The organism is Pseudochrobactrum sp. sp1633, assembly GCF_030376605.1.
Lineage (GTDB): Bacteria > Pseudomonadota > Alphaproteobacteria > Rhizobiales > Rhizobiaceae > Pseudochrobactrum.
The window spans coordinates 147,638-170,323 of sequence record NZ_JARRAE010000003.1 but is presented as its reverse complement, the minus strand read 5'-3'; the positions used below and the strand labels follow the sequence as shown (position 1 = coordinate 170,323).

Below are 22,686 nucleotides of genomic sequence, written 5' to 3'. Positions count from 1 at the left end.
GGGGGAGCCTGTCATATGACGGACGTTATACATAATCAAACTATCAAATCGGATACAAAGCAAAATTCCAACGCCAAAAAGGCTGTTGCTGCCGCCTCAATCGGTAATGCTCTGGAATGGTATGATTTTACAATCTACGCTTTGTTTGCCGTTTATATCGCCAAGAATTTTTTCCCTGGCGGAAATGAAACTGTTGAACTGATCAAGTCGTTTCTGGCATTTGGTCTCGGCTTTCTGATCCGCCCCTTGGGCGCGGTCGTGCTGGGCGTTTATGCCGATAAAGCCGGTCGTAAGGCCGCTCTGTTTCTGACAATCATGATCATGGCAGCCGGTACGCTGCTGATAGCTATTGCACCGACCTATGCCGCTATCGGTATCGGCGCACCAATGATTATTCTTGCAGGCCGTGTGCTGCAGGGCTTCTCCGCAGGTGGTGAAGTCGGCAGTGCCGCAGCATTTCTCGTTGAGCATGCGCCGGCAGGACAGAAGGGCAAATATGCCGCCTGGTTGCAGGCCAGTATGGCATTTTCCAATATTATCGGTGCCTTTGTGGCTCTCGCGGTAACATCGCTTCTTACCGAAGATCAGATCGGTGACTGGGGCTGGCGCGTGCCGTTCATTATTGGTCTGCTGATTGCACCTGTCGGCCTGTGGATGCGTCGTTCGCTCGATGAGACACCGGTTTTCAAAGCAAAATTCGATGAAAAGCCGGAAGCCAAAGCAGAACATGCTCCGCTGAAAGAGATCTTCACCACCTATCGCGGTGCATTGATCAAAGGCACAGCCTTCTCCGTGCTCTGGGCAGCCAGCGTCTATGTGATGGTTATCTATATGCCGATCTACGTGCAGCGTGCATTCGGCTTCACCGGTTCGCAGGCCTTCATCTCGGCGCTTATCAGCAACATTCTGATGGCTATCGCCTGTATCGTTGCCGGCTCTGTTTCCGATAAGATCGGCCGCCGCCTGACACTGGCAATCACCGCAACTGTGCTGCTGATTGCTATTCATCCGCTGCTGTGGTGGCTACATCACTCGCCGACACTCGCAACACTGATTACCGTTCAGAGCTGCTTCTGCATTATGGTTGCCGGTGTGGTTGGCGTTGCACCTTCTGCGCTGTCAGAAGTCTTCCCGACCCATATCCGCTCAACCGGTATGTCGCTTGCCTATAACATCTCCACCACGATCTTCGGTGGCTTTGCTCCGGCAGCACTCACATGGCTCGGCACAACATCGCTCGGCTACAGTGCCCCTGCATGGTATGTCAGTATCGCAGCTGTTATCGCTCTGTTCGCCATTTTCAAAATGGACGACAACAAAGCAACAGCCTGATTGAATCATCGTCAGAAACAAAGCTACACCCGTCATGAAATTTCATGGCGGGTGTTTTCATTTTCACAGGTTCTGAAACTTTAGGCCTATATCACCCCGCCGCAGACTCATTTTATTACCCACAGGTGGTTTATTTTATTTCAGTAATAACTTGCCATACATCGTTACAATAATTAGAGCGGGTTAAGTTATTCAATAAGGACTATCTGTAATGAAAACGCTTGCATCCTTTTCAGCATTCGTAGGCAAGACCTTTGCGGCCTGGGTTCTGCTATTTGCTGTACTGGGTTTTGTATTCCCTGAGACCTTCAAACAATTCGGCCCTTATATTGTTACCCTGCTCGGCATCATCATGTTCGGCATGGGGCTTACCCTCTCCCTTGACGATTTCCGTGAAGTGGTACGCCGTCCGGTTGATGTGGGTATCGGCGTTGCCTCGCAGTTTCTGATTATGCCGCTGCTTGCCGTGCTGCTGACCAAGATCATTCCGATGTCACCGGAAGTGGCTGCCGGTGTTATTCTCGTCGGCTGCTGCCCGGGTGGTACATCCAGCAATGTGATGACTTATCTCGGCAAAGGCGATGTGGCACTCTCCGTTGCTTGCACCAGCGTGACCACGCTGGCCGCACCGCTGGTAACACCATTCCTCGTCTGGTTCTTCGCCAGTCAGTTCCTGCCTGTCGATGCAATGGCAATGTTCATGAGCATTGTTAAAGTGATCCTCGTGCCGCTGGCGCTTGGTGTTCTGGCGCAGAAACTCATTCCGGGTGTTGTTAAGTCCGCCGTACCGGTGCTGCCATTGGTGAGCGTGACCGGCATTGTACTGATCGTTGCCGCCGTGGTTGCAGGCAGCAAAGGCGCAATCGCCACATCCGGCCTGCTGATCTTCGTTGTCGTGGTTCTGCACAATGGTATCGGCTATCTGCTCGGCTTTACCGCTGCAAAGCTTACCGGTATGTCCGTTGCCAAGCGTAAAGCAATTGCGGTTGAAGTCGGCATGCAGAACAGCGGTCTGGGAGCAGCGCTTGCCAATGCGCACTTCTCGCCGCTGGCAGCAGTGCCAAGCGCGATCTTCAGCGTGTGGCACAATATCTCCGGTGCATTGCTGGCAAACTATTTCGCCCGCATGAAAAACGACTGATAAGTCATTATCACCGATAAGAAAAACCGGCTTACTCCTCAGGAATAAGCCGGTTTTATTTTTTACAGCAGATCGCTTTGTTTATGCTTTACGGTTCATCCGATAAATCAGCAGTGCCGTTGCAAAGATCAGCAAAGACGCAGTGCCGAGAACCCAGAGAAAAGCCTGATCGAAGGCCACAAAGCCGATCTCACGCAAATGCTGCGCCTGTTCTGCGGGTAAGGCCTCTGCCAGTATCAATGCCTCATCCAGACTGTCACGGATAGTCTCAGACAGGCCAGATCCTTCCGGCACAATCATGAAAGCCGTGTAGATAGCCGTCATCAGGCTGCCGAAAATCGTAACACCGGTTGCACCGCCAAGTTCATAAGACACTTCTTCAATTGAAGCGGCCATACCGGCTTTTTCTTCCGGTGCATTGCCCATGATTGAAGTTGAGGCGGCGGTCATCGCTGCGCCAACGCCAAAGCCCATAATCATCAGGCCGATCAGCCAGATATGCGGCTCCATCTTGAAGCTGAGAAGATAGAGCGTCGTGCCGATACCGGTGAGCAGCATTCCGCCCCAAAGCACCCGCGCAGCCCCGATTCTCGGCAGGTAAAGACCGACCAGCGGCCCTGCAACAAAAGCAGCAAGCGGGATTGGCAGAATAAGCAGACCCGCTTGCAGTGGAGAATAACCGCTCACCAATTGCAAACGCTGACTGAAAACCAGCTCCACACCGATCAGCGCCGCTGAAGAAACGGAAGCGGCAAGCACACCGGATGAGAATTTGCGGTTACGGAACAGCGAAAAATCAATCAGCATGCCATTGTTGGCTTTCTGCCTGTGGTAGAACACCACCAGCGCAATCAGACCGACAATCATAGAGACGGCAAAGAGCAACATGGAGCTGTCACGCTTGGCCAGCTCTTTCAGGGCAAATGTCACGCCAACCAAACCGATCATCACCTGAACAGAGCCAACCAGATCCCATTGGCGGTTTTTATTGCCGGGACGATTTTCCAGAACGGTCAATGCCAGAACCAGCGCAATCAGCACAACCGGCACATTGATCAGGAAGACGGAACCCCACCAGAAATACTCCAGCAAAACACCACCAACCACAGGGCCGAAAGCAGCACCACCGGAGGCAACCGCCGCCCAGATGCCGATTGCGAAAGAACGCTCATGTTCATCCTCAAAGGTCAGACGAATGATAGAGAGTGTTGCAGGCATCATCATCGCCGCACCAACAGCCAGCAGCACGCGGGCAGCAATCAGCATTTCCGCGGAAGGCGCGTAAGCCGCAGCCAGCGAGGCAATGCCGAATACCACAAGACCTGCTGTGAACATGCGTTTATGCCCCAGACGGTCGCCAAGACTGCCGACACCCGGCAGCAGACCAGCCACAACCAAAGGATAGGCATTAATAATCCATAATTTTTCTGATGCGCTGGCCGCAAGGTCATGGGTAAGCCGCGGCAATGCCGTGTAAAGCACGGTCATATCAATCACGATCAGGAATAAAGCACTTGAAACGATGGCCAGTACCAGCCAGCGATTATGCAATGTCATAGAATTTATCCACTTCTGCTGCGCTGAAATTTCAGCGCCGTATACTGATTTCCGCATGAGGCTAAATGCCCCGTTAGCGGTAAAAAGCTTGAAACCTGAACCTTGCTAATTTAAATCCATACGTATGGAAAGTAAAAAACAAACAAAAATTGGCCGTCCCCGCACCATTGACCGCAATCATTTGCTGGATCTGGCGGAAAAGATCGTCGTGGAGCATGGCGCACCGTCCTTGACCATTGATGCGCTGGCTAAAGCCGCCAACATCACCAAGGGCGGCGTGCAATATTGCTTCGGCAATAAAGAAGGCCTGCTCAATGCGATGCTGGAACGGTGGGGCATGATCTTCGACAAAGAAGTCTCCGCGCAGCGAAAAGGCAGAACGGATGCCCACTCCCACATTGCTGCCTATATCCGTGTGACCCGCGACAGCGACCCGCTCAGAGATTCACGATTTGCAGCGATGCTTGCAAGCCTTGATCCGAGCTCAGATCATTTGGATAAAACACGGGAATGGTATCGTCAGCAGCTGCACGGGCTGGATGTCTCCACACAGCAAGGGCGCGATAGCCGCCTTGCCTTCATCGCCAATGAAGGTGCGTTTTTGCTACGCAGCTTCCAGTTGTTTGACCTGAACGAAGAGGAATGGCAGCAGATTTATCACGATATTGAAAAGCTGCTGCCCGAAGAGACCCATGAATAAGCAGGATTACTGCCCGTAGAGCGCATTGGCCAATATGCGCACAGCCTCCGCCGTGCGTGGCCCGAAGCCCAGCATATATGGCCCGTCAAGCACGATCAGCGCCTTGTTCTTTGCAGCAGGTGTGGTTTGCAGTGCTTTGACAGAAAACACGTCCTCAGCCTTGGGGCCACCGGCACCATCTGCCAGCATCAGCACCACATCCGGCTCTGCTTCCAGCAACCATTCTTCCGACACGGCTTTATAGCCTTTATAGACCGAAAGCGGATTAACCCCGCCCGCATGACGGATGAAGGCATCTGCCGCCGTATCACTGCCTGCACCGCTCAGTTTTGTCAGCCCGTGGAAGAACACCACCTTTTTGCCACGCCCTTCGGAGACTTGTCGTACATAGGCCATAGCCGCATCAAAATCTGCGGTAACGCTCTTTGTCAGCTCCTCCCCCTGTGGCTCAAGCTGCAAGCGCGCGGCAATCAGGCTGATTTTCTTTATCAGCCCCTCACGGCTATTTTCAGCAGGAATATAAAGCACCGGCACACCGGACTGGTTGATCACATCCACCACTTCCGGCGGGCCGATATCTTCCGACGCGATAATGAGATCGGGATGCAGCGCCAGCACGCCTTCGGCTGAAAGGCTGCGGCGATAACCGACATTGGTCTTACTGGCTGTATCCGCCGGATATTTACTGCTGCGATCAAGCGCAACGATCTTGTCTCCTGCCCCCAGCGCATAAACAATCTCGGTCACGTCCGGCCCTAAAGTGATGATGCGTTGTGCTTCACCTTCCTGCTGCGCGGCACTTGCAGCGCTCACATTCAGCCAGCACACCACTAATGCCAGCGTAACAATGAGCAAAAATATTGCCTTCATCGCGTAATAATCGGGATGATTTTTCGCCTTAGTGAACAATTGTCTGATTTGCATAATTAAAGTTGACTCTATTTATCATGATTTATATAGCCTCTAATTAATACGAGTTAATGAGTCAACTTAATGCATGCCAATAGCCGGAAATCCCTCCCGCTGTGAGCCGGCAGCAGCATCGGGGGCAATATGAAAATCTCTCAGAATTCCGCGTTTCGTTTAATGAGCACAACTGTGCTCAGCACATTTGGCCTGCTCGCATTCAGCACCGTACCGCTACTGGCACAGACAGTGCCGGTTAAAACTGCGCAACAAACAGATGAGCAGAAGACCGCAGACAAAGCCAAGTCTCAGGTGCTGGAGCTCGATACCATTACCATCTCCCCACTCAGCAATGATCAGGCGGTGATTGACGCGATTGCCTCCACCAGCCTGATCTCGCGCCAACAGATTGATCGTATTCAGCCGACAACCGCTGCCGACATTTTCCGCTTCACACCGGGTGTTCATGCCTCACTCAACGGTGATGATCCTGCAACTTCAATCAATATTCGCGGCCTTCAGCAATCAGGTCGTGTGGCTGTAACGATGGACGGTGCAAGGCAGGATTACTGGCGCGTTGGTCACGGCTCTGGCTCTTTCTATATTGAACCGGAACTGCTCAAGCAGGTGACAGTCATTCGCGGCCCCGTTTCCAATATTTATGGCTCGGGCGCCATTGGCGGTGTGGTTGCCTTTGAAACCAAAGATGCCCGCGATTTTCTCAATGACAGTGAAACATGGGCTTTGAGCGAAAAACTGCGCTATGAAAGCAATGGCAAAGGCTTTCTCACCAGTACAACCGGCGCTTACCGCTTTAATGATAATTTCGATGTAATCGGCAATCTCAATTACCGTGACAGCGATGAATATAAAAACGGTGACGGTGATACTGTGCGCTGGACAGGCGAAAAAGCTATCAGCGGCATGGGTAAAGTTACCATGCGCCCTGCTGAAGGCCATGAGCTGAAATTTGGCATTTCCCGTCAGAAATACGAAGATATCATGACCGCCAGCAGCGGATCTGCTTCTAAAACCCTGTCGCGCTATAATGCTGATACAGTGGTGAGCACCTATACAGGCAGCTATACCTACAGGCCGGATGACAATCCGTTCTGGGATCTCTCCGTCAATGCCTATCACAGCGCCACGGATAATGACCAGTTTCAGGTCTGGCAGCTCAAAGACTATGGCAAAACGCGTTATTATGATGTTTCGACATCCGGTTTCCGGGCCCATAACAGTTCGCGCTTTGAGACGGAGAGCCTGAAGCACACCGTTACCTACGGCATGGATTATTACAAACTGCGCGGACGCTCTGATACCGACAACTTCGGCAATGGTGAGCAGCAGGCCTATGGCGGTTTTGTGCAGTGGCAGGGCGAATATCAGAAATGGCTCGAGCTGATCGGCGCTGTGCGCTATGACGGCTATAAGCTCGACGGCACCAGCAAAACCACACTCACCGCCCCATCGCAGGATGTGAGCCTTGACGGCAATCGCGTCTCACCGCGCCTGAGCATTGGCATCACACCGGTTGAGGGCATCCAGTTCTACGGTCTTTATGCGCAGGGCTACCGCGTACCGCATATGCAGGATGTGTTCCGCCAGAATGGCTCTCACGGTTCCGGCTATGAGCCGAACCTGTTCCTGAAACCGGAAGTCGCCACGACTTATGAAGCGGGCATCAATCTGCGGCAGGACAATCTGATCGAAGCCGGAGATCAGCTGCGCACCAAACTGAATATCTTCCACACCGATGTGAAAGACTACATCAACACCGTTAAAACCGGCAATGTCACGACATCGGAAAATGTCGGCACTGCCCGTCTGCGCGGTGTGGAGCTGGAAGGCACCTATGACACATGGTGGGGCTATGTGAACCTTGCCGCCTCCTATACCGATGCCGAAATGAAAGACGGCATCTACAAAGGTGAATCCCTCAGCAGCACACCATTGCATAATTTCAGTGCAGCTCTTGGCCTGAAAGCGCTTGATGACAGGCTGGTTTACGGTGTCGAATATCAGAGTGTTGGCAGAACCACCCGTGCGACGAGCACAGGTGTAACCGTCTATCCGCGCACTGATCTGGTGAATGTCTTTGCCAACTGGCAGGTCACTGAAAATGTGAAACTCGACTTCGGCGTCGATAATGTCTTCAACAAAGCCTATACCGATGCCCAAACCGGCTGGGCAACCAATACAGATATTGAGCAAGGCAAAGGCCGCACTTTCAAAGTCGCCATTACCGGACGTTTCGGCGGCTAAAATACGAATCTTCTCCGGTCTGGCAGGCGGCATTTCATGCTGCCTGTCCTTTTTTCTTCAATCATATTTCTAAGATCGAGAACACCGTGTCCCAGCATTCAACCACCTTGTACAGCTATGCCAATATCCGCCTCGTCAATGGTGCGAACTACCTGCCGCCGATCATTGACCGCCTGAACTCCTATGAAGCGCGCTATGATGCGGGCGAAGAGCACCACGCTTTTGACTATCCGTTCGGGCAGATCGAACTCAAAGCGCGCCCTGACGGTTATCGCGTATCGCTACGCGCGTCTGAAGATATCGGATTGAGCCGCCTGAAAGATCTGGCTGCCGTTGCAATCAAGCTCTACACCAAAGATGAAGCACCGGACATTCTCTGGGAAGGTGATCAGGCAGGAGAACAGCCCCTGCCGCAGTTCCGGCAGATGACAGTGCTCACCGCCCATCATTTTACTCCGCATATGCTGCGAATCCGTTTTGGCGGTGAAGACCTTAAGCGCTTCTCCCTGTTTGGCGCCATGCATGTGCGGCTGTTACTCCCGACTGAAGATGTGCCGCACCCTGTCTGGCCGATTATGGGTCCCAACGGCCTGCCCTTCTGGCCGGATGAAGCAAAACGACCGGCAGCGCGCGCTTACACTATCCGCAATCTCAATATTGAAGAAGGCTGGATGGAAATTGACTTCTATATTCATGAGACAGAAGGTCTGGCCTGCCAATGGGCAAAAAATGCAGGTGCAGGCGATAAGGTCGGCCTGATGGGGCCTGTCGGTCGTCCTCTTCGGCAGGCCAAACAATATCTGATCGGTACGGATATGACCGGTTTGCCAGCCGTCGGGCGGATGCTGGAAGACTTTGCAGCAGATGTAACCGGCCATGTGCTGATTGCGGTCGATACACAAGCCGATATCCAGCCACTCACACATCCGGCAGGTGTTAGCATTGAATGGATTGTGAATGCTGATCAGAATACAGCGGTAACTGAGCTTACGAATAAGCTCTGTGCACTGCCGTGGCCGGAAGGTGATGACAGTTTCGGCTGGTTTGCCGGTGAAGCTGATTTTGCCAAGATCATGCGTGAGCATTGGCGCAAACAGCTTGGCAAATCCCGTGATCAGACGCTGGTTGCCGGTTATTGGCAAAAAGACTCAACCGGCTTCATGGCCGGTTGATATTTACTGCAACGGCCACCAGAACATCAGTACCGGCACGGCTACCAAAATAATGATGAATGACAATGGCAGACCAAGACGCGGATAATCACTGAAACGATATCCGCCCGGCCCCATCACCAGCGTATTACACTGATGCCCGATCGGTGAGAGAAAATCACAACCGGCACCAATCGCCACAGCCATCAGAAATGCCTCCGGTTTAAAGCCGAGACCAGAAGCAAAACTGGTCGCAATCGGTGCCATAACCAGCACCGTCGCTGCATTATTGAGAAATGGTGTTACCGCCATTGCGGTAATCAGCATCAGTGCCAGCGCACCGGCTGGGGGCATTTGTTGTGCAAAAATTGTCAGCCAATGAGCAATAACATCGGTCGCTCCCGTTGTGCGCAAAGCATCACTCACGGGAATAAGAGCTGCCAGCATAACGAGGATCGGCCCGTCGACCGATGAATAGACCTCGCTGACCGGAATAGCGCGAAACACAACCATAGCCACTGCCGCCGCAAAGAATGCGATGGATACAGGCACTACCCCCAAAGCAGTTGCCGCAATGGCGACCAGCAAGATCGACAGCGGAATAAGCCCGCGCCGCACACTACCCAGCAAAATTGTGCGCCGTGCCAGCGGCAGGCAGCCCAGCTCGCGCAACAATGGCGGTAAAATACCTTGGCGCCCCTGCAACACCACCACATCGCCCTGATGCAGCACAACTTCGCGTAAGCGCTGGCCGATGCGCTCGCCCTGCCGGCTCACGGCCAGCAGATTAACATCATAATTCTCATAGAGGTTCAGCCCGCGTGCCGAAGTGCCGATCAGCGCAGAATCCTTACCGATCACGGCTTCAACAGCTTCAATCTCGGCAGAACCGGCATTATCAGACGGCACCCTGTCTTCCGAAATCTTGAGCTTGCCATTACTGACAATCGCATCCAGCGCTTTCGGGTCACCTTCCAGCAGAATAATATCGCCTTCAGCAATCACTGTATCCGGCAGTGGTGCAACACGTTTTGTATCCCGCAAGATGGACGTGACCATCGCATTGCCTTCGGCAGGCTTCACCAGATCGGTTACTTTTTTGCCGATCACGGTTGCGCCTTTAGGCACCCGTGCTTCCGACACATAATTGCGGATTTCAATGGCCTCATTCACGCTGATATTCTCGCGCTTACGCTGCGGTACCAGCCAATAGAACAGAGCCAGATAGATAATTCCCACCACTGCCAGCGTTGCACCAACCGGTGTAAAGTCAAACATGGTGAAGCTTTCGCCCACCATTTCCGCACGCACACGCGACACCACAATATTGGGCGATGTGCCGACCTGCGTCATCAATCCGCCCAGCAACGCACCAAAAGCCATCGGCATCAGGAAGACGGAAGGCGACACATTGGAGCGGCGGGCAAATTGCAGTGCGACCGGAATCATAATTGCCAGAGCGCCGACATTTTTCACAAAAGCAGAGAGCACCGTTACCACGCCGACCAGCAAAATCATTTGCAACCGCACAGCATTAAGGTGGGGCACAAAGCGTTGTACTGCCGCTTCCATCAGGCCGGAACGCGCCACACCGGCACTCACGACCAGCGCACTGCCAACAATAATCACAATATCATCAGCAAAGCCGGTGAAGGCTTTATCATAGGGAACCAGACCCAGCGCGACTGCAAGTAGAAGAAAACACAGCGCTACAACATCATAGCGAAACCGTCCCCAGATAAAGGCCGCCATCATCAAAGCGATAACCGCTAGCGCCAGTATCTGATGCATCGTCATACGGCAGTCTCTCCCTGTAAATCCCTCATCCGCATGAAGCGAATAAAAGAATCGCATGTATCCGTTACGGCTTTTATACAGACGATAGAATATTTTTCTTTTATTGATTTGGGGAGAGAAAAAAGGCGGCATTTCTGCCGCCTTTTTAAAATAATAAATATCTCAGGTTTTTCATAATCTAACAGAGAAATCTTAAATCAGTTTCTAAACCAAATCAGATGACTGAAACAACCCATGCTACGATCTGTCCCGTCACATCGCTGAAACCGGCATCCAATGCGCGGATATAGGCCTTGTTGCCCGCACCGCTCACCGGTGCCGAAGATGTGAACACCCGTGTGGCACGCACTTCACCGGTCTTATCGTTCAGCACACGTACAGCCAGTTCGATCTTGGCAGTTTGCGGCGATGATGCAGCATTGATACCGAAATCGCGTAAGTCTGCCTGCACCTGATAATTAATCGCCAGTCCATCCCCCGGACGACCTACACCGCCAACCGCCTTGCTATTTTCAAAGGCTTGCACCAGCCGCGCCTGTACCAGATTGGTCAGACGGTCACCCCATTGTGCGCCTTTCAGATAGGTGATGGAGCCCGGCGCATCGTGAATGACGATATTTTCACTGTCGAGCGCTTTAAGCGCAGCCGGTGTCGGTACCAAAATCTGCACATTCTTGCGCTTTTGTGCCACCTGCACCTGCGGCGCAGAGCCAAGGCTGAATGTATCCAGCGGCGTGGTCGACGCACAACCGCTAAGCAACAGCACAGTTCCGAGAGCCGCCAGTTTGTATTTCACAATATGCTTCAGCATCAGTGGCGTTTCCTTCCGTCATATTGCGGTACGGTGCCTGAACCGCCGAAAATAATACGCTGCGGATCACGTTCAAGATCAGTAATCGCCTGCTCGATACGCTGCAACGAGCGACGGCTATCGACAACAACCGACTGCACATCGCTCAAACCTTTACCCGAGAATCGGGTCAGATTATCCGCAATCGGCCCAAGCCTTGTATTCAGATTATCAGAGGTTTTCTGAATGGAAGCGAGCGTGGATTTTGCCTGCGCAACGATACCGTCGCGGTCTTCCGGCGACAGCATCTTGTCAACTTTGGCCATAATACCGTCAACACGCTTGGATGCCTCGTTGAGGCGCTCCATCATCTCGCGGGCTTCATGAATTGTTTTCTGCACATCCTCGGCATTATCACCGATCGCACTGATCACATCAGCATTCTTGGCAAGAGCATCCGTAAAGGTCTTGGCATTATTGACGGTATCTGTCAGCGGACCGCGGGCATCATTCACAAAGCCTTCCAGCCCTCCGAGAACACGCTCGGTACGGCCGAAAATATCTTTTGCCGTCGCCATCAGATCAGTAAAGATCGACGGATCAGCATTGATACGCGCGACATAGCCGCCCTTATCCGCCTCTTCCATCAGGTTCGGCTCCATCAGGCTGCCGCCCTTGAGCTCAACAAAAGCAATACCCGTCAGGCCTTGCGAAGAAAGTTCGGCTTTCGTGGAACGGGTAATCGGCGTGGTGCGGTTCACATCAGTCTGCACAATCACCATATTCGGATTGAGCGGATCAAGGAACATCTGGCGCACGTCACCAACCTTAATACCATTGAACAGCACCTGACTGCCTTTTGACAGACCGGTAACCGAACCCGGAATGCGGATCTCAAGCGGCAGTGTATCGCTGTTGTCGCCAAAACGGGCAGCCCAGTAGACGAAACCAAAGGCTGCAATCGTCACTGCCAGCGTGAAAATACCGACCAGAACATAATTAGCTTTTGTTTCCATTACTGATTTGTTTCCGTATTTCGGTCCGTATCCAGGCCTTTATTTCCGTTCAAATCCGCACCTGTATTTTCAACCGGCAATGCTGACGTTTTACGCCGGCGGTTTGCCGCATTCATATCAATCTGGCGTGCTCTCTTACCATTGAAATAGGACTGCACCCAAGGATCGTCAAATTTCAGCAGCTCTTCAACTGTGCCATCTACCAGCACCTTCTTTTGCCCTAATACAGCAATTCGGTCGCAAATTGCAAAAAGACTATCAAGGTCATGGGTCACCATATAGACGGTCAGCCCCATCGTATCGCGCAAATTTGCAATCAGATCATCAAAATCTGCCGCACCGATCGGATCAAGCCCTGAGGTCGGCTCATCAAGAAACACAACTTCCGGATCAAGCGCCAGTGCACGCGCCAAAGCTGCGCGCTTAATCATACCGCCGGAGAGCTCAGACGGATATTTCTCCGCCGTATCGGGTTTCAGCCCCACCAGATCAATCTTGAGCCGTGCCAACTCATTCATCAGTTTCGGCGACAGATCGAGATATTCCCGCATCGGCACCTGAATATTCTCCAATACCGTCAGCGAGGAAAACAGCGCACCTTGCTGAAAAAGCACGCCCATACGCATATCAATCGCCATTTTCTGGCGTTCATTGACCTTATCGACGTCCTGACCAAAAATATCAATCAGACCGGACTTCTTCTGGTTAAGCCCCAGAATCGTGCGCATCAGCACCGATTTTCCTGAGCCTGACGGGCCAATGAAACCCAGCACCTCGCCGCGCCGGATATCCAGATCCAGCTTGTCCAAAATCACGTTACGACCGAATGAAACCGTAACATCGCGCACAGAAATCACGGCATCCTGTGCCGGTTCTGCATTCAATGTCTGCGCTGTCTGCCGGTTATCCTGAGATTTCATATTCATCCGTATAATTTAAATGAGCTTGTCATTTTTTCTGCCGTTATCAGGCGTTAAAAATTAATGGCCGCGTAGAAAATCGCAAAAATACCATCCACGACAATCACCACAAAAATCGACTTCACCACCGATGCAGTCACGCGTCGCCCGAGTGATTCTGCACTGCCTTTAACTTTCATTCCTTCAACCGAGGCCATAATACCGATAATCATAGCCATAAACGGCGCTTTAATCAGCCCTGCCAGATAGGTGGAAGTCACGATCGCGTCACGCAGACGGCTCATGAATGCTTCCGGCGGAATACCGGAATAGCTCCATGCAACGAAGCCCGCACCGGCAAGCGCCGCCAGATCGGCGACAATCGTCAGCATCGGCAAAATAATAACCAGCGCCACCAATCGCGGAAACACCAGTACGCCAACGGGGTTTAGCCCGATCACTGTCAGCGCATCAGTTTCCTCACGCATTTTCATGGAGCCTATCTCTGCAGTAATCGCACTGCCGGAACGCCCTGCAATCATAATCGCCGTCAGCAGCACCCCGATCTCACGCAGCACGAGAATCCCGACCAGATCGACGACGAAAATTTCCGCACCGAAATATCGCAGCTGAAACGCGCCCTGCTGGGCAATAATCGCACCGATGATCGTGGACATCAGTAACACAACCGGAATAGCGCCCACGCCCATCCGGTCGATTTGATTGACAATCGCGGCATAGCTGATGCCGTTACCGCGACCGGATTTCATCTGCGAACCGCGGATTGTCGCGCCCAGAATATGCATCGACATCATAAAATCATCGCGCGCCGCATACATGAAGCGGCCAAGCTGATCGAGCAGAGCAATCGCAAAAAACGGACGGCGTTGTTTTTCCGGCAATTGATAGCGTTCAACGGCGGCGCCGACCTCTTCCAAAAGGGGTGTCCAGCTCGGCCGGATATTATCAATATGCACACTGATCTGCTGTTTGCTCAGCGCCACACGCAAACGCTCGATCAGCCATGCGCCTGCTGTATCCAGACCGGAGATATCCCCCATATCCAGTTTAACAACCGGCGACGGCAAGCGTGAAGCCAGCCCGCTTTCAAGTTTACGCATCTGATTATCAACGCGGGCGACCGTCAGCGATGTCCAGCGACCGGATAAAGTGACAATAGTACCGGCATCGTCCGGCACCACATTTATTTCCGGTGCGGATGCTGGGTCACTACTTGTTTTACCCGTTTTATCGGTCAACATGCGTCATCCAAAACTTGAGTCTGTATGGTAATATCCGGTTCAGATTTACGCCGGAATACTTCCATCTTTTAAGCAACATGTTCGCATCTATCAGTTCTCTGATAAACTCAAACGTCTGTATCATATGGCTTATCTGTATCATTACAGGCGTAAAATTCTATAATTACGGACAGTACCAATGCAATATAATCTCAATCTGCTTGTTGAGCGCTACCCGATTGCAGGCAAATTTACAATCTCACGCGGCTCCAAAACCGAAGCTGTTATCGTAGTGTGTGAATTGAGTGACGGTATTCACAGCGGTCACGGCGAATGTGTGCCCTATGCCCGTTACGGTGAAAGCATCGAATCAGTCAGCGAGCAAATCCGTGCGATTGAGCCATTGCTGAAACAAGGTGGTTCGGCTGAAAGCCTGCGCCTCAAACTGCAAACGGCCATGCCTGCCGGTGCCGCTCGCAATGCTGTTGACTGTGCCTTGTGGGACTTACAGGCCAAACAGTCCGGCACAACGGTTGCAGCGACCCTCAACCTGACAGCGCGCCCGCTGATTACCGCCATTACTGTTTCCATTGATACGCCGGAAGCGATGGCTGAAGCCACTGCCAAGCTGGCGCATCACCCGCTGATTAAGGTCAAAATCGGTGGCGAGAACGATGCTGAGCGCATCCGTGCTGTGCGTGGTGCAGCCCCGAATGCGCAAATCATTCTGGATACCAATGAAGGCTGGAATGCCGATAATTTCGAAGAAAACATCAATGTGGCCGCAGAGTGCAAGATTGCGCTGATCGAGCAGCCTCTGCCTTCCTCCGGCGACAGCTATCTGTTGCAGGCCAAACGCCTTGTACCAATCTGCGCCGATGAAAGCGCCCATACATCTGAAGGTCTGGAAAAGCTGAAAGACCGCTATGATGCGGTGAATATCAAGCTCGACAAAACCGGTGGCCTCACAGAAGCGCTGATGATGCGCGACAAGGCACGCGCCCTCGGCCTGCAAGTGATGGTTGGCTGCATGGTCGGTTCGTCTCTGGCTATGGCGCCTGCCCTGATGGTTGCGCAGGATGCGGATTTTGTGGATCTCGACGGCCCGCTTTTGCTGGCGCGTGACCGTGAACCGGCATTGAGTTATGACGGCACAACTGTCTCCCCGCCACTGCCTGAATTGTGGGGTTAACCGGATTTAAGTTAAGCGCGATTTTGTCATGGTGAGACATAATCGCGCTGCTCCCCTGCGCTATGCCGCCAAATCTGGGTTATTCAGAATTTTTCACCGGCCAAACAGCAGTCTGTGATTTGTAAGTTATAAAAATATCCCATATACGACTTTATTCTTATTAAATGGCACGCATAGTCTGAAGCGCCTCCTTTCAAGACTACACTGCTTAGCTGTCACGGGGATGGCCACCCCAATCGTCTGAATGGACAATTATTATATGACTAAAAAATCATCCAACGACATGAGCAAAACCGGCACCGCACAGGTAACCGGCGCAGACAGAAAATTCTCCGATTTTGATGAAGCGGCACTGTTTTATCACCGCTCGCCAAAACCGGGGAAGCTGGAAATCCAGCCAACAAAAACGCTCGGCAACCAGCGCGATCTGGCTCTTGCCTATTCGCCGGGTGTTGCAGCGCCATGTCTTGCTATTCAGGATGATCCCGCCCTTGCCGCAGAATATACCGCACGCGCCAATCTGGTTGCGGTTATTTCCAACGGTACAGCCGTTCTCGGTCTTGGCAATATCGGCCCGCTGGCTTCCAAGCCGGTGATGGAAGGCAAAGCCGTTCTGTTCAAGAAATTTGCTGATATTGACGTTTTCGACATTGAAATCGACTCGCTTAAAGTCGAAGGCATGGTTGATGTCATCTCCGCGCTGGAACCAACTTTCGGCGGCATCAATCTGGAAGATATCAAAGCGCCGGAATGTTTCGAAGTTGAAGAACAGCTTCGCGCCAAGATGAACATTCCTGTTTTCCATGACGATCAGCACGGCACAGCGATTATCGTAGCCGCAGCTGTTATGAATGGTCTGGAACTGGCCGGCAAAGATATTACCAAAGCCAAAATCGCTGTTTCCGGTGCCGGTGCGGCCGCTCTTGCCTGTCTTAACCTGCTGGTGAGCCTTGGCGCGCAACATAAAAACATCTGGGTCAGCGATCTGGAAGGTGTAGTCTATAAAGGCCGTAACGAGCTGATGGACCGCTGGAAAGAGGTCTATGCTCAGGATACTGATGCCCGCACGCTGAATGATATTATTGCTGATGCGGACGTATTCCTCGGCGTATCTGCTGCAGGCGTTCTGAAACCGGAAATGGTTGCCAAAATGGCGCCGACCCCGCTAATCATGGCACTGGCCAATCCGAAGCCGGAAATCATGCCGGAAGAAGCCCGCGCCGTGCGTGAAGATGCAATCATCTGCACCGGCCGCTCGGACTATCCGAACCAGGTGAACAATGTTCTCTGCTTCCCGTATATTTTCCGCGGCGCTCTGGATGTTGGCGCAACTGCCATCAACGAAGACATGAAAATGGCTGCGGTGAAAGCAATTGCTGCTCTCGCCCGTGAAGAAGTTTCCGATGTGGCAGCGCGTGCCTATTCCGGTGATACACCGGTTTTTGGTGCCAATTACCTGATCCCGTCACCGTTTGATCCGCGTCTGATCCTGCGCATTGCTCCGGCTGTAGCACAGGCTGCTATGGAAACCGGTGTGGCGACCCGCCCGATCACCGATATGGAAGCCTATATCGACCGTCTCAACCGCTTCGTGTTCCGCTCCGGCCTGATCATGAAGCCGGTTTTTGCAGCTGCACGCCGCTCTACTGACAAAAAACGCGTTATCTATGCCAATGGTGAAGATGAGCGTGTATTGCGTGCCGCGCAGGTTGTTCTGGAAGAAGGCATTGCACTGCCGATCCTGATCGGTCGTCCGAATGTGATTGAGACCCGTCTCAAGCGCTACGGTCTGCGCATTAAAGCTGGTGTTGATTTTGAAATCATCAATCCGGAAGATGATCCGCGTTACCGTGATTATGTCGAGTTGATGCACAAGCTGACCGGCCGTCAGGGGATGACACCGGAAGCAGCCCGTTCCATCGTGCGCACCAATCCGACTGTGATTGCCGCGCTGGCCATTATGCGTAACGAAGCTGATGCGATGATCTGCGGTCTGGAAGGTCGTTTTGAACGCCACCTGACACTGGTCAAACAGATCCTCGGCATTCAGACCGGCCTGCATGACCTTTCCACGCTCAGCCTGCTGATCTCTTCACGCGGTACTCTGTTCTTCACAGACACCTATGTGAATATTGATCCGAGCGCTGAAGAAATCGCGGAAATGACCATTCTGGCTGCGAAAGAAATCCGCCGCTTCGGGATCGAGCCAAAGGCTGCCCTGTTGTCTCACTCGAATTTCGGTTCGCGCGATTCAAAAAGCGCTGCCAAAATGCGTCAGGCCTGCGCCATTCTGCAGGAACGCGCGCCTGATCTGGAAGTGGATGGCGAAATGCATGGTGACGCGGCTCTGTCGCAGTTCCAGCGTGACCGCGTATTCCCTAATTCCCGCCTGAAGGGTGAAGCCAATCTGTTGGTCTTCCCTAATCTGGATGCCGCGAATATTACCATGAACGTGCTGAAAACCGTGACAGACTCTCTGCATGTCGGCCCGATCCTGCTCGGTGCGGCACGCCCTGCGCATATTCTCACACCGTCGGTTACATCGCGCGGTATTGTCAATATGACAGCACTGGCCGTTGTTGAAGCTTCACAGCGCACAGCACTGTAATTTTAACAGCGCTATAAAAATATTTGAACGCCGCATAGTTTCAAAACTATGCGGCGTTTTTTGTCCGCAATAAAATCTGAACCGCAAGCACCAAAACATAATTGTAATTTCAAAATATTATTGAAAATCAATAATTTACAAGTCATTTACCATCAATATTCATACTCCTCCCATCACATATTTCATGTCTTTTGAGCGGAGCATTTCATGGTCTTATATTTTTATTTCAAAGCACTTTATTCTTATGTCTTGCGTCGTAAAACTACGGTTCTCACGGCCTGTCTTGTTGCGCTGAGCACACCTGCGATTGCGCAAAATATCAGCGATAACCGTCTGTGCCGCGCCTATGAAGAAGACTTGCAGGCAGTGGACGATCACACAAGGCTCAGTCCGCGTCAGACTGCTCGCTATCAGCAATTAGCGCACATGCAGCAGCAGGCAAAAAGTGACGCAAAGCGCTATTCCTGCCTTGCAGGGGCTTTCAGCAGCGGCTCGAACTCCGTGCAATGCCGCTATATCAACAGCTCTCTGGTGCGGATTGACACCGCCATGAGAATTTTGAGCACACAAGCGGCCACGCCGCAGCAAAGACGTGTGCGACAGATAATCTATACGGATATGCGCCGCTATAATTGCCGCACCCCGCAGAGCCTTGACCGGTTGATGAAAGAAAATCGTGCTGTGGTTGCAGGCCGCAAGCGCATTCAACAGGCCTATAAAAAGCCCAAACCTGTCAGGCAGGCTGCATTACCGCAAGCCATTCTCATTCAGCAGGACGTGGCGGAGACTATGCAAACGCCTGTAGTACCGGTCAAAGTTAGCGCTAATGCCCGTGTCGGTAAATCCGTCTTCTCCATTCCGGCAGTTCCCGCAATACAACATACAAAAGCGGCGGAGAGTGCTCCGCCGCCTGTATCAAAAGCTGTTGACTATGTGCCTGACCCGGGCGTCAGGCGCGTCGGGCCAGCGTATTTGCCCGCCCAATAAGCGGCAAGAGATCAGCCAGTTCAGGGCCGGAGCCAACACCGGTCAGTGCCAGACGCAAAGGCATGAACAGAGTTTTGCCTTTGCGGCCTGTGGCGGCTTTCACAGCCTCAGTCCAGAGTTTCCAGACATCACTGCCCCAAGGTTCTTGTGGCAACAAATCAAAAGCCTGCGCAATAAAGTCTTTGTCTTCATCGCCCACAGCATCGCTGAAAGGTTCCGTACGGTTGACAATTTCCCACCACTGCGCAGCGTCCTGTACATGGTCGATATTTCCGCGCACAGCAGCCCAAAAGGCCTCTGCTTTATTGCCGGTGATACCAAGGGCTGCCAGACGCGGCTCAACAGCAGCAAAGTCCAGATGATGAATCAGAGCGCGGTTGAGACCGGTCAGATCAGCCGGATCAAATTTGGCATTGGATTTCGACGCATGGGACGGCTCATAACGTGCCGCCAGTTCTTCCATGTTAGCTACCGGCTCAACATTGTCCGATGTACCGGTGAGCACGGCCAGTGACGCAACGGCCATTGGCTCCACACCGGCTTCGCGCAAACTACCAACCGACAAAGCGCCGGAGCGCTTGGACAAGCCCTCACCGCTAGTGGTTGTCAGCAGATTATGATGGCCGAAGACCGGCACTACGTCGCTTAGCGCACGGAAAATTGCAATCTGCGCACCGGTATTGGTCACATGGTCGTCGCCACGGATAATATGGGTAATACCCATATCAATATCATCCACGACGGACGGCAGCGTATAGAGATAGGTGCCGTCTTCACGCACCAGCACCGGATCAGACATTGAAGCCAGATCAACGGTCTGGGGCCCACGCACCAGATCATCCCAATGCACTTCCGTGCGCTCGGTTTCAAATGGTGAGTTTTTAAAATTCGGCAACAGAAAACGCCAATGCGGTTTGCGGCCTTCTGCTTCATAAGCCGCCTTCTGCTCGTCCGTCAGCTTCAGCGCATCACGGGCATAAACCGGTGGCAATTTGCGTGTCAGACGCAGCTTACGGCGCGAATCCAGCTCTTCCGCTGTTTCATAACAGGCATAGAGCAAACCGGCTGCTTTCAGCTTTTCAACAGCAGCATCATAAACGGAAAAACGCTTGGACTGATATTCCACACGGGATGGCTTGATGCCCAGCCAGTCAATATCGCGGGCAATCGCCTCCGCATATTCTGTTTTGGAGCGCTCCACATCCGTATCATCGTAACGCAGGATGAATTGCCCCTTATTTTTCAGTGCAAACAGCCAGTTATAAAGCGCCGGACGGGCATTGCCGATATGGATATAGCCGGTCGGCGACGGTGCAAAACGAACGATTACAGTCATAATTTTCTTCTTTTGATCTTGTATTAGTGCCGGTCGCGGAAGCGGTTGGTTATCGGATAACGACGGTCGCGGCCAAAATTCTTGGTGGTGATCTTCACGCCCGGCGCCGATTGTCGGCGCTTATATTCAGCGATGTAAAGCAGATGCTCCACACGCTCGACAACAGCGCGATCATAGCCCTCAGCGACAATCTCATCCACACTGCGCTCATGCTCGACCAGCGCCTCCAGCACAGCATCCAGTACCGGATATGGCGGCAGAGAATCCTGATCAGTCTGATTATCGCGCAATTCAGCGCTTGGCGCTTTGTCGATGATATTTTGCGGTACAACCACGCCGTCCGGCCCCATACCACCTTCCGGCAGATGGTGATTACGCCAGTCAGCCAGCGCATAAACCTGCATCTTGTAGAGGTCTTTAATCGGATTGAAACCGCCGTTCATATCGCCGTAAAGCGTGGCATAACCAACAGCCATTTCCGACTTATTGCCGGTGGTAACAACCATCGAGCCGAACTTGTTGGAAATTGCCATCAGAATAACGCCACGGGCGCGGCTTTGGAGATTTTCTTCTGTCACTCCGCTCTCAGTGCCCGCAAACATCGGCGCAAGCACATTGAGAAAACCCTCAACTGGCTCTGCAATCGGTACGATATCATAGCGGCAGCCAAGTGCCTCAGCACAATCTTTTGCGTCTTTGAGCGAGATTTCGGACGTATAGCGATAAGGCAGCATCACCGTATGCACGCGGTCTTTGCCCAGCGCATCCACGGCCAGCGCTGCACAGATCGCCGAGTCCAACCCACCGGACAGGCCAAGCACCACGCTTTTAAAGCCGTTCTTGTTCACGTAGTCACGCAGGCCATGCATACAGGCGAGATAGTCCGTCTCTTCACCTTCCGGCAGCCAGTTGCGGTCGCCGTCAGTACAAGACCAGCTGTCCGCTCCACGTGTCCATTCGGTCATGGAGACCAGTTCTTCAAACTGCGGCAGTTGCACGGCCAGATGATGATTGGCATTGATAACGAATGAACCGCCATCGAACAGCAGCTCATCCTGCCCGCCGGTCTGGTTGGCATAGACCAGTGGCAGGCCGGTTTCGACCACCTGACGCACAGCAACCTGATGGCGCACTTCCATCTTGGAACGGTGATAAGGAGAGCCATTCGGCACCAGCAGAATTTCAGCACCGCTTTCGGCCAGCGTTTCACAGACGCCGAGTTCACCCCAGATATCTTCGCAAACCGGAATACCTAAACGCACACCGCGGAAATTGACCGGCCCCGGCATAGCGCCCGCCTGAAAATTACGTTGCTCGTCAAACTCACCGTAATTCGGCAGATCAACTTTGAAACGCTCGGCAATGACCTTGCCGCCATCCAGTACCATCACCGCATTATGCAGGCCGGTTTCACGCTGCAAAGGTGAGCCGATAATCACTCCGGGCCCGCCGTCAGCGGTTTCCAGTGCAAATGCCTGCACGGTTTTCTCACAAGCCTTCACAAAAGCAGGCTTGGAAACCAGATCTTCCGGCGGATAGCCGCAGATGAACAGTTCCGTAAACAGGATCAGATCGGCTTGGGCGCCAGCCGCAGCTTTGCGGGCTGCGCGCGCCTTTTCAAGATTGCCCTGAAGATCGCCCATAACCGGATTCAGCTGGGCGATTGCGATACGTAATTTATCGGGAGATATGGTCTGTGTGCTCATGGCACAAGCATTACCGCGACTGCCATTTTCATGCAATGAGAGATCAGCAAAGCAAACAATAA

The 22,686-nt window shown here is 52.6% G+C and carries 17 protein-coding genes; 8 read left to right on the top strand and 9 right to left on the bottom strand.

What is annotated here, in order from left to right; genetic code table 11:
- Positions 1–15: 15 nt before the first annotated feature.
- Entirely contained in the window at positions 16–1,332 is a 1,317-nt protein-coding gene (locus tag P8H26_RS04690) for an MFS transporter (protein ID WP_289631705.1), read from the top strand.
- 211 nt (positions 1,333–1,543) lie between these two features.
- Positions 1,544–2,473: a bile acid:sodium symporter family protein gene (locus tag P8H26_RS04685; RefSeq protein WP_289631704.1), complete on the top strand. Its 930-nt coding sequence runs from the start codon at positions 1,544–1,546 to the stop codon at positions 2,471–2,473.
- Between the two features lie 81 nt (positions 2,474–2,554).
- Here P8H26_RS04685 and P8H26_RS04680 read toward each other — a convergent pair whose 3' ends face one another.
- Positions 2,555–4,030, bottom strand: coding sequence for an MFS transporter (locus P8H26_RS04680; RefSeq protein WP_289631703.1), 1,476 nt, complete (start codon positions 4,028–4,030; stop codon positions 2,555–2,557).
- A gap of 124 nt (positions 4,031–4,154) precedes the next feature.
- Between P8H26_RS04680 and P8H26_RS04675 the strand changes: the two genes are divergently transcribed.
- Positions 4,155–4,730 carry a TetR/AcrR family transcriptional regulator gene (locus P8H26_RS04675; protein WP_289631702.1) on the top strand — a complete coding sequence of 192 codons (576 nt, stop codon included), beginning with the start codon at positions 4,155–4,157 and terminating at the stop codon, positions 4,728–4,730.
- A gap of 6 nt (positions 4,731–4,736) precedes the next feature.
- Here P8H26_RS04675 and P8H26_RS04670 read toward each other — a convergent pair whose 3' ends face one another.
- The gene (locus P8H26_RS04670) at positions 4,737–5,585 is read right to left on the bottom strand and encodes a hemin ABC transporter substrate-binding protein (RefSeq protein ID WP_289631701.1); all 849 of its coding nucleotides are present in this window, start codon (positions 5,583–5,585) and stop codon (positions 4,737–4,739) included.
- Between the two features lie 243 nt (positions 5,586–5,828).
- Between P8H26_RS04670 and P8H26_RS04665 the strand changes: the two genes are divergently transcribed.
- A complete protein-coding gene (locus P8H26_RS04665; protein WP_289631700.1) occupies positions 5,829–7,901 on the top strand; it encodes a TonB-dependent hemoglobin/transferrin/lactoferrin family receptor in 2,073 nt (690 codons plus the stop codon).
- Positions 7,902–7,987: 86 nt separating this feature from the next.
- Positions 7,988–9,073, top strand: coding sequence for a siderophore-interacting protein (locus tag P8H26_RS04660; protein ID WP_289631699.1), 1,086 nt, complete (start codon positions 7,988–7,990; stop codon positions 9,071–9,073).
- A gap of 3 nt (positions 9,074–9,076) precedes the next feature.
- On the opposite strand, the gene P8H26_RS04655 is transcribed toward P8H26_RS04660, so the two are convergent.
- The 5 genes from P8H26_RS04655 to P8H26_RS04635 form a co-directional block, all read right to left on the bottom strand.
- Positions 9,077–10,849, bottom strand: a complete 1,773-nt coding sequence (locus P8H26_RS04655) for an SLC13 family permease (RefSeq protein WP_289631698.1) — start codon at positions 10,847–10,849, stop codon at positions 9,077–9,079.
- Positions 10,850–11,063: 214 nt separating this feature from the next.
- Positions 11,064–11,660, bottom strand: a complete 597-nt coding sequence (locus P8H26_RS04650) for an ABC-type transport auxiliary lipoprotein family protein (protein ID WP_289631697.1) — start codon at positions 11,658–11,660, stop codon at positions 11,064–11,066.
- The gene (locus P8H26_RS04645; RefSeq protein WP_289631696.1) at positions 11,660–12,655 is read right to left on the bottom strand and encodes an MlaD family protein; all 996 of its coding nucleotides are present in this window, start codon (positions 12,653–12,655) and stop codon (positions 11,660–11,662) included. Before P8H26_RS04645 ends, P8H26_RS04650 begins: the two co-directional genes overlap by 1 nt.
- Complete coding sequence (locus P8H26_RS04640; RefSeq protein ID WP_289631695.1) at positions 12,655–13,575, bottom strand: ABC transporter ATP-binding protein; 921 nt, start codon at positions 13,573–13,575, stop codon at positions 12,655–12,657. Before P8H26_RS04640 ends, P8H26_RS04645 begins: the two co-directional genes overlap by 1 nt.
- A gap of 53 nt (positions 13,576–13,628) precedes the next feature.
- Positions 13,629–14,816, bottom strand: a complete 1,188-nt coding sequence (locus tag P8H26_RS04635; RefSeq protein WP_289631694.1) for an ABC transporter permease — start codon at positions 14,814–14,816, stop codon at positions 13,629–13,631.
- 178 nt (positions 14,817–14,994) lie between these two features.
- Here P8H26_RS04635 and dgcA point away from each other — a divergent pair, with 178 nt between their 5' ends.
- From dgcA to P8H26_RS04620, 3 genes are all read left to right on the top strand, one after another.
- Positions 14,995–15,987 carry an N-acetyl-D-Glu racemase DgcA gene (gene dgcA / locus P8H26_RS04630; RefSeq protein WP_289631693.1) on the top strand — a complete coding sequence of 331 codons (993 nt, stop codon included), beginning with the start codon at positions 14,995–14,997 and terminating at the stop codon, positions 15,985–15,987.
- Between the two features lie 259 nt (positions 15,988–16,246).
- Positions 16,247–18,595 carry an NADP-dependent malic enzyme gene (locus P8H26_RS04625; RefSeq protein ID WP_289631692.1) on the top strand — a complete coding sequence of 783 codons (2,349 nt, stop codon included), beginning with the start codon at positions 16,247–16,249 and terminating at the stop codon, positions 18,593–18,595.
- A 207-nt stretch (positions 18,596–18,802) separates the two neighbouring features.
- Entirely contained in the window at positions 18,803–19,582 is a 780-nt protein-coding gene (locus P8H26_RS04620) for a hypothetical protein (protein WP_289631691.1), read from the top strand.
- On the opposite strand, the gene gltX is transcribed toward P8H26_RS04620, so the two are convergent.
- Positions 19,545–20,918, bottom strand: coding sequence for a glutamate--tRNA ligase (gltX, locus tag P8H26_RS04615; protein ID WP_289631690.1), 1,374 nt, complete (start codon positions 20,916–20,918; stop codon positions 19,545–19,547). The genes P8H26_RS04620 and gltX overlap by 38 nt on opposite strands.
- Positions 20,919–20,941: 23 nt before the next feature.
- Positions 20,942–22,624, bottom strand: a complete 1,683-nt coding sequence (locus P8H26_RS04610; protein ID WP_289631689.1) for an NAD+ synthase — start codon at positions 22,622–22,624, stop codon at positions 20,942–20,944.
- Positions 22,625–22,686 lie beyond the last annotated feature (62 nt).

What these genes read in the sequence shown, in the direction of transcription:
- P8H26_RS04635 (WP_289631694.1), bottom strand. Translation starts at nt 14,816, where the DNA reads ATGTTGACCGATAAAACGGGTAAAACAAGTAGTGACCCAGCATCCGCA.
- P8H26_RS04680 (WP_289631703.1), bottom strand. Translation starts at nt 4,030, where the DNA reads ATGACATTGCATAATCGCTGGCTGGTACTGGCCATCGTTTCAAGTGCT.
- P8H26_RS04620 (WP_289631691.1), top strand. Translation starts at nt 18,803, where the DNA reads ATGGTCTTATATTTTTATTTCAAAGCACTTTATTCTTATGTCTTGCGT.
- P8H26_RS04675 (WP_289631702.1), top strand. Translation starts at nt 4,155, where the DNA reads ATGGAAAGTAAAAAACAAACAAAAATTGGCCGTCCCCGCACCATTGAC.
- gltX (WP_289631690.1), bottom strand. Translation starts at nt 20,918, where the DNA reads ATGACTGTAATCGTTCGTTTTGCACCGTCGCCGACCGGCTATATCCAT.
- P8H26_RS04690 (WP_289631705.1), top strand. Translation starts at nt 16, where the DNA reads ATGACGGACGTTATACATAATCAAACTATCAAATCGGATACAAAGCAA.
- P8H26_RS04650 (WP_289631697.1), bottom strand. Translation starts at nt 11,660, where the DNA reads ATGCTGAAGCATATTGTGAAATACAAACTGGCGGCTCTCGGAACTGTG.
- P8H26_RS04640 (WP_289631695.1), bottom strand. Translation starts at nt 13,575, where the DNA reads ATGAAATCTCAGGATAACCGGCAGACAGCGCAGACATTGAATGCAGAA.
- P8H26_RS04610 (WP_289631689.1), bottom strand. Translation starts at nt 22,624, where the DNA reads ATGAGCACACAGACCATATCTCCCGATAAATTACGTATCGCAATCGCC.
- P8H26_RS04685 (WP_289631704.1), top strand. Translation starts at nt 1,544, where the DNA reads ATGAAAACGCTTGCATCCTTTTCAGCATTCGTAGGCAAGACCTTTGCG.
- P8H26_RS04625 (WP_289631692.1), top strand. Translation starts at nt 16,247, where the DNA reads ATGACTAAAAAATCATCCAACGACATGAGCAAAACCGGCACCGCACAG.
- P8H26_RS04655 (WP_289631698.1), bottom strand. Translation starts at nt 10,849, where the DNA reads ATGACGATGCATCAGATACTGGCGCTAGCGGTTATCGCTTTGATGATG.
- P8H26_RS04645 (WP_289631696.1), bottom strand. Translation starts at nt 12,655, where the DNA reads ATGGAAACAAAAGCTAATTATGTTCTGGTCGGTATTTTCACGCTGGCA.
- dgcA (WP_289631693.1), top strand. Translation starts at nt 14,995, where the DNA reads ATGCAATATAATCTCAATCTGCTTGTTGAGCGCTACCCGATTGCAGGC.